Annotated in this window: 5 protein-coding genes; 4 read left to right on the forward strand and 1 reads right to left on the reverse strand. The window is 49.4% G+C overall.

From position 1 onward, the window contains the following. Positions 1-665: 665 nt before the first annotated feature. Positions 666-1,178, reverse strand: a complete 513-nt coding sequence (locus JRI95_15985; protein MBW2063043.1) for a metal-dependent transcriptional regulator — start codon at positions 1,176-1,178, stop codon at positions 666-668. Positions 1,179-1,705: 527 nt separating this feature from the next. On the opposite strand from JRI95_15985, the gene JRI95_15990 reads away from it, so the two are divergent. The 4 genes from JRI95_15990 to JRI95_16005 all read left to right on the forward strand — a co-directional run bounded on the left by JRI95_15990 (position 1,706) and on the right by JRI95_16005 (position 5,713). Further along, a complete protein-coding gene (locus JRI95_15990; protein ID MBW2063044.1) occupies positions 1,706-1,954 on the forward strand; it encodes a ferrous iron transport protein A in 249 nt (82 codons plus the stop codon). Then, a complete protein-coding gene (feoB, locus tag JRI95_15995) occupies positions 1,951-4,089 on the forward strand; it encodes a ferrous iron transport protein B (GenBank protein ID MBW2063045.1) in 2,139 nt (712 codons plus the stop codon). The genes JRI95_15990 and feoB overlap by 4 nt, the downstream gene beginning before the upstream one ends. Before the next feature lie 10 nt (positions 4,090-4,099). Further along, positions 4,100-4,312: a FeoB-associated Cys-rich membrane protein gene (locus JRI95_16000; protein ID MBW2063046.1), complete on the forward strand. Its 213-nt coding sequence runs from the start codon at positions 4,100-4,102 to the stop codon at positions 4,310-4,312. A 240-nt stretch (positions 4,313-4,552) separates the two neighbouring features. Next, complete coding sequence (locus JRI95_16005) at positions 4,553-5,713, forward strand: LbtU family siderophore porin (protein MBW2063047.1); 1,161 nt, start codon at positions 4,553-4,555, stop codon at positions 5,711-5,713. Positions 5,714-5,900 lie beyond the last annotated feature (187 nt).

The following is a 5,900-nucleotide window of genomic DNA, read 5'->3' on the forward strand; positions in this document are numbered from 1 at the left end:
AAATAGATTTGGGAAGCTAAAGAATGAAAATATTTGTATTATTAATAAGTTATGCACTAACACAATGTGCCCTCTTAAACTAATTTGCCAACTCTTTTGGAGAAGAACCAAAAATACTAACTGCAAAATCCTTTTGGCCTGCTTAAATCCTGCTCTTTATAGAGGCCGGACAACGCATTTCAACTCGAAAATGTAAAAAGGCAATCCTCTAAAACCCTACTTCTTACCATCCAGATTGTCAAATATTTTGCCTGAGATAGGGAAAGTTGGAAAACCGGATTCCGGCCAGGTGCCTGCCTCTCAAAAGCCGATCTTTAAAAAAGTATGAAAAGAAGTCAAAAGACAGATGTGTTGATGGTGACCTCTTTGTTGAGGATCGGTTTTTCCGGTGCCTTCTTGGCAGTTTTTCTTGAAGGCGTCGCCTTCAATGACTTCTTCAACCGTCTCCTTTAAGGCCCTGGCAAAGACTTATAATAAAAGGGGGCCTACTATCAGACCCCCTTTGGTTGAAGGTTAACACTTAGGGCGGTCACTATGGAAGACAAATGACCGCGGCGGACCAAAACCGATTTTATGCCTGTATATTGTGTATATATAAACTACATACACCAAATATTGTGTGTGTCAAGAAAAATATCAAAGAATTTAAAAAAATTTAAAAAAATTCAATTGTCCGATTCAAACCTTAGCAGAAGATTGGTCAGGCATTCCTGGCACCTGCTCGGCGTAACTTCCTGCTGACCACACTTGCTTAACTCCTCCCTCCATTGCTTGTCCGTCCGAGGACATTTTTTTAAAAATTCAAGAAAGAGCAGCAGGCGATCAATAGTTTCAGAGTCCACGGCGTGTTCTACGCGGCAGGCATTGGCGTCTGCCTTTTCTGGGTCCAGATAAAGGAAGTGTTCAAAAAAATCCTTAAGCGTCTCATGCCGGCGGATAATCTCAAGGGCTATGGTCTCCCCTTGCTTGGTCAGCGTGACGTAGCTGTAAGGGGCGTGGTTGACAAGGCCTTTCTCAGTCAGGGTTTTCAGGGCGCCGGTCACTGAAGCCCGGGTGACGTCAAGACGCTCGGCGATGTCCCTGGCCCTGGCGACCCTGTTCTGGGTTTGAAGGTGGAAGATAGTTTCCAGGTAGTCTTCCAAGTGAGAGGAGAGGAAGTCATGAGAGCTGGGATTCATGTTATGCATCTCCTTTGGCTTTAACTCCTTATAATTATAGTACAGTTTTTCAAAATTTCAATCAAATAAAAAAGTATTGACAAGTAAATAAAATATGGCTAACCTTACTTTTAAAATAGGGAAGGCTGCCGGTTTTCAGTGGTGCATGAGGACTATGGGGCTTATACAAGGACTTTAGGTGCCTGGGAACGAAGCTATTTTTTTTAAGGAGTAAATTAGGGTTATCTAACTTTTTTAATGTTATAATAATTTTAACGCCTGGAAAAATAATGAATTATAGCCCTGCTAAATCCGACCTTCAAGATCCCAGCGTTCCAATCGTCTTTTATCAATGGATTCAAACAGTTAATCTTGAAGAGATACCATGGGCTGAAAGATTGAATCAAGAGAGGCCGAAACGATGAACCAATCAGATAGGAGCAATCAGATAGTCAGGACAAAGTCTTTATGACTTTTTGTTTAGAGGGAGATATTTTTTTTGGATACCTGTTGAGATTGAATCTCAATAATAATAAGGAGGCCCTATCATGAAGAACTTACAAACATTACGCACACTCAATCCAGGTGAACAGGCCATCATCAAAAAAATTAACATCTCAGGTGAACTCGGAAGACGCATCCGTGACATGGGTTTGGTACCCGGCTCGAGGGTCCAGATCCTGGGGCGGGCTCCGCTCAAGGACCCGGTGGAAGTAAAACTCATGGATTACAACCTGACCCTGCGAAACAATGAAGCTGACTTCATTATGGTTGAGATCAAAGGAGAGCAGCCATGAAAAAAGAAAATTTCGTTATCGCGCTGGCAGGCAACCCCAATTCTGGCAAGACCACGGTCTTTAACGCCATGACCGGGGCCAACCAGCACGTCGGGAACTATCCTGGCGTGACGGTGGAGAAAAAATGGGGAGAGGTCAACCTTGACGGCCAAAAAGTGCAGGTCATTGACCTGCCTGGCACTTACAGCCTGACCGCCTACTCCCCGGAAGAACTGGTCGTTCGCGGCTACATCATCAATGATAACCCCGATGTGGTCATTGACGTGCTCGACGCCTCAAATCTCGAGCGAAACCTTTACCTGGCCATCCAGTTTCTTGAACTGGGCGTTCCCCTGATTATTAACCTGAACATGATTGATTTAGCTGAAAAGCGGGGCTTAACCATTGATATAAACAAGCTTTCCACTCTTTTGGGCGTCCCGGTTGTACCGACCGTGGCCAGGTCCTCCAAGGGAGTCAAAGAGCTTCTCAAAAAGGGCTTGGAGGTGGCCGAGGAGAACAGGTCCTGGTCGCCGATCGAGATATCTTACGGCTCAGACCTCGATCAAAGCATTGAAAAAATCGTCTCCAGCTTTAGCAGCCCGGCTGAGAAATGGGCGCCCATCAGTCCGCGCTGGGTCGCCATCAAGTGCCTGGAAGGCGATCAAGAGGTTTTGAAGCAGGTCAGGAGCGACTCGGACCTGGCTGGCCAGATGTTGCCGGTTTGCCAGCAGGTTGAGAAGCACATTCAGGCCACCATGGATACTGTCCCTGAAGGGGTCTTTGCGGAGCAGCGTTACGGCTATATCTCTGGACTTTCCAAGGAGATCGTCCGGCGCGGCCTGGAAACTAGAATTGACTATACGGACAAAATAGACAAGGTGCTCACCAACCGTTTAATCGGTCCGATTTTTTTACTAGCCTTGTTGTATGTCATGTATCAATTCGTTTTTATTCTCAGCGGAGCGCCGGTCGGCTGGCTGGAGGCGTTTTTCGGATGGCTTGGCGGCGCGGCGGAAAGTCTCATTCCTGAGGGTTTAATCCAGTCCTTGATTGTGAGCGGCGTTATTGATGGTGTTGGTGGTGTTCTGGGATTTGCGCCGCTGATTCTGTTCATGTTTTTCGCCATTGCTATTCTTGAGGACAGTGGGTACATGGCCCGGATGGCCTATCTGTTAGACCGTATCCTCAGGGCCTTTGGCTTGCATGGCAATTCTGTCATGGCCTTGATCGTCAGCGGCGGTATCAGCGGCGGCTGTGCCGTGCCCGGCGTCATGGCCACCAGGACTCTCAAGGACCCCAAGGCCCGTTTGGCCACTATTCTGACGGTTCCCATAACGAACTGCGGGGCCAAGCTTCCGGTTTACGCCATGCTCATCGCGGCTTTTTTCCCGACCAGGGAAGCGAACATTATGTTTGCCTTGACCCTGATTTCATGGGCCATCGTTTTGTTAGCGGCCAGGGTTCTGAGATGGACGGTGTTGAAAGGGGAATCGGCCCCCTTTGTTATGGAATTGCCGCCTTACCGGCTGCCCACCTTCAAGGGGCTTTTAATCCATACCTGGGAGCGGACCTGGATGTATGTCAAGAAGGCCGGGACCGTGATCCTGGCCATCAGCATCGTCATGTGGGCCTTGATGACTTTTCCTGGTCTGCCCGAAGATCAAGCCGTGAAATGGGACGAGCGAATCGAGACCGCAGCGAACGATGAAGCCAGGGCTGAGCTGGAGGCCCGGAAGGCGGAGGCCGAGCTGACCTATTCCGTGGCTGGCCGCATGGGCCGGGGTTTGAGGGCCGTTACCGCGCCTTTAGGTTTTGACTGGCGGACAAACGTGGCCTTGGTGGGCGGATTTGCAGCCAAGGAGGTTGTTGTCGCCACCATGGGCACGGCTTACTCCCTGGGTGAGGTTGATCCGGAAGAATCGGTCAGCCTTTCCGACCGGCTGGCCGGGTCTTCAGGCTGGAGTCCGCTCACGGCCTTCACCCTTATGATCTTTGTAATGGTTTACGCCCCCTGTTTTGTCACTGTTGTCATGATTCGCCGGGAAGCCGGTTCATGGGGTTGGGCCTTATTTGCCATGGCCTACACCACTATCCTGGCCTATGTCCTGGCGCTGGTGGTTTATCAGGGCGGTCTGATTCTCGGGTTCGGTTAGGAAGACAAAAATGTGGCAAAACGTGGTCGTAATCATGATCGTGGGCCTGGCGGTTATCTGGCTGGGCCGCAAGTACCGGCGCAGCATGAGAAAAGAGGAGAACCCGGGCTTAGGTTGTGGCTCTTCCTGCCAGGGTTGCCCCATGGCGTCAACCAGCGGCGGGCAATGTGTAGGACCGCCCGCTGCGCCTGACGGACCAGAGAATAACCAAGTCGAGACGTAACCAAGGTCAGCCCGGCCCCTTTAGCCCTTGACACCTCGAACAACGATTGGCTATTCTATGGGCAAGCAAGGCAAGAAGCCTAGTATTAAGCCCATAGGATATTCAAAATAAAAGGGCAACGAAGGCCTGGCATCGGTTCCGGGGAACTGACGCACGGCCTTTTTTTTATGGCCGTCTCAGATGCCCGCGGATGAGGGATCATTGATTTCATATTCAAAAGAAATAGAAAGGAGAGAAAAGATGAGTTTAAAGGTTTTTAGAAATGCTAACACAAAAAAATCAAGATGGATTGTCCTGGGAATAACGTTATTTTTCGTCATGTTCCTGATGATTGACGTTCAGGCCCATGCCTTTGACAGGGAGGCCGTGAAGAAGGAAATCAAACAAGAGTTAAAAAAGGAATTAAAAGAAGAGGGCGGGCCGTTGGCCGGCCTTAAGCACAACCTCACTTTCAGCGGGGCGGTTGAGGTGGCTTATCAGTATATAGATCACCAGGACCGAACCGACAAGGATAGCGACAGCATCTCGAATTTGGTCGTGGGCAAGGTAGAGCTAGGGATTGAAGCCCTGATCAATGAATGGACCGCCGCCAATGTCGTGCTTCTAGCTGAAGACGTGGGGGTTGGAGGCAATGATAATGTCTTTGTTGACGAAGCTACCATAACCCTGCAAAACGAAAAGAAGTTCCCAATCTATTTTGTTCTTGGCAAACGCGGCCAGCCCTTTGGGCAGTTCTATACCCATACCATCAGCGATCCCATTACCAAAGCCGCCTATGAAGTCGCGGCGACTGGGATGACGGTCGGGCTTGCCCCGGGTTTCTATGACCTTGACCTTTCCCTGACCGTTTACAAGGGAGAATACGTCATGGATCAGGTTTCGGATATCGGAAGCGCTCCCGGCCGCAACGCTGGATACACGGCTGACGATGATGTCAGCTCCTGTATCGTCGCCCTGTCCCTGAGTCCGTTTGAGGGTTTTACACTTGGCATTGCATACGATTCCGAGCCGGGTCATGACAGCCGCAACAACACCCTCAATGCCTTTGCCCAGTTCTCAAGGTTTGGCCTGACCCTGGAGGCCGAATACTTTACCGCGACTAAAAGAGAAACCTTTACCGCGGATGGCAGGAGCTACAATGAGAAGGCCTGGACAGTCGGCGTGGCTTACCAGGTCCTGGAACCGCTGGAGGTGGCCTTGCGTTACGAGAAATTCAACAATGGTCGGCCTGAAGCGACCGGGGACTTTAATTATATTTATGTCATTGGAATAAATTATCAAATTTTAGAAAACGTCTGCCTTATGGCTGAATACCGCAGGCTCCAGGAAAAGGACGGCGGCGACAACACCTACCTGAAAGGCGTGAATGAATTCTGCTTCCAGGTAGCTGCAGAGTGGTAGGCGTCTAGCCTGCTAAGCTTGCGGAAAATTTATAAAAAAGCGACGAGGCCCCTGTGACGCCGGGGCCTCGTTGTTTTTCTTTATAACGGAAGTTCACCTTTTCGGCTGAGGGGTTTTAATGCAATAACTTACTGATCTTAATCATGTTATTTTCTTCGAGCGATATTTTTTCTTGTGACTACACGGG

Source organism: Deltaproteobacteria bacterium, from assembly GCA_019308995.1.
In the GTDB taxonomy this organism is placed as follows: domain Bacteria; phylum Desulfobacterota; class Desulfarculia; order Adiutricales; family JAFDHD01; genus JAFDHD01.

Excerpts from the sequence above, each read along its gene's own strand:
- JRI95_15985 (MBW2063043.1), bottom strand. The coding sequence starts at position 1,178 with ATGAATCCCAGCTCTCATGACTTCCTCTCCTCTCACTTGGAAGACTAC.
- JRI95_15990 (MBW2063044.1), top strand. The coding sequence starts at position 1,706 with ATGAAGAACTTACAAACATTACGCACACTCAATCCAGGTGAACAGGCC.
- feoB (MBW2063045.1), top strand. The coding sequence starts at position 1,951 with ATGAAAAAAGAAAATTTCGTTATCGCGCTGGCAGGCAACCCCAATTCT.
- JRI95_16000 (MBW2063046.1), top strand. The coding sequence starts at position 4,100 with ATGTGGCAAAACGTGGTCGTAATCATGATCGTGGGCCTGGCGGTTATC.
- JRI95_16005 (MBW2063047.1), top strand. The coding sequence starts at position 4,553 with ATGAGTTTAAAGGTTTTTAGAAATGCTAACACAAAAAAATCAAGATGG.